At 75.2% G+C, this 1,108-nt stretch carries 2 protein-coding genes; one reads left to right on the plus strand and one right to left on the minus strand.

The window, feature by feature from the left end:
* Window positions 1-398 (minus strand): protein kinase (locus G3I42_RS08995; RefSeq protein ID WP_164284096.1); only part of this gene is annotated, 398 nt, incomplete at its 3' end.
* Between the two features lie 273 nt (window positions 399-671).
* Here G3I42_RS08995 and G3I42_RS09000 point away from each other — a divergent pair.
* Complete coding sequence (locus tag G3I42_RS09000) at window positions 672-950, plus strand: hypothetical protein (RefSeq protein ID WP_164284098.1); 279 nt, start codon at window positions 672-674, stop codon at window positions 948-950.
* Window positions 951-1,108: the final 158 nt, after the last annotated feature.

Here is a 1,108-nt window from a genome sequence, read left to right on the forward strand (position 1 = left end):
GCGAGCCCGACGCGCGCCGCCCGCGCGGGCGGCAGCGGCCCGTCCGCCGCGAGCACGTCCGCGAGGCTCAGCCCGCGTACCAGCTCCATCACGATCCACGGCCGCCCGTCCGCCACGACGACGTCGTACACCGTGACGACACCCCGGTGGCCCGAACGCGCCGCCGCCAGCGCCTCGCGCTCCACCCGCGCGTACTGGCGCTCGCGCTCCGCCGCGTCCACGCCCACCGGGACCCGTACCTCCTTGACCGCGACCTCGCGCGCGAGGTCCTCGTCCCGCGCCTGCCACACCGTCCCCGTACCGCCCGCCCCGAGCACGGCACCGAGCCGGTACCGGCCCGCGAGCAGCCGCCCCGCGGAGCCCTCCGCCCCGGGACCTCTCGCGTCGCGTCCGTCCATCGCCCCGCCTCTCGTCGCGCCGTCCACTGTGACGACCTGTGACCACCGTTCCCGCGCCGGACCCGAACTACTCGGCGATACGCGGGATTCGGGTGGAGCATCCCTATTTCCGCCCTCTGGCGTGGCTCGCCCCGAATTGCTCCCGCGCGCGTGAGGGTGCGTCAACCGCCTTACGGGGTAGGTGAATCACTTGACCGGGATACAAGGTGTCAGCCGGGGACGATAGGGTTACCCTGCCCGGGGCCGGGTGCCTGACGACGGGTGGGGAGTGACATGGAACAGATAACGGTCCGCAGCAGGCCGCGTGTGCCTGCCATCACGTACGGGAGCGGGGCGAGCAGCTCACGGCTCGACCGGCACCTCGCGGTGCTCGGCGGTCCCGCCGTCCCGCAGCGCGAGGCGGCGGAGGCCACTTCCCTGATGCGCGAGATCACCTCGCGCAAGGCGGCGACCGGACCCGCGGCACAGCCCGACAGCAGGACGCGGATGAGCAAGGTCTCACTCCTCGCCCCGCTCAAGAAGCTGCGCCGCACCCTCTTCGGCGGGCGCTGACCGGGGCGTACGCCCCGGCCCACCACCCGAGCCGCCCCCCAAGGACCGGCCGCCGCCCCACGCGGGCGCCGGCCGGCCCACACCCGCGCCTCCCCCCGTCTGCCCGAGCCACTTCTGCACCGAGCGTCGCCCCCCGCACCCGCCCCGGCCCGGGGCTG

Source organism: Streptomyces sp. SID11385, from assembly GCF_010548245.1.
Lineage (GTDB): Bacteria > Actinomycetota > Actinomycetes > Streptomycetales > Streptomycetaceae > Streptomyces.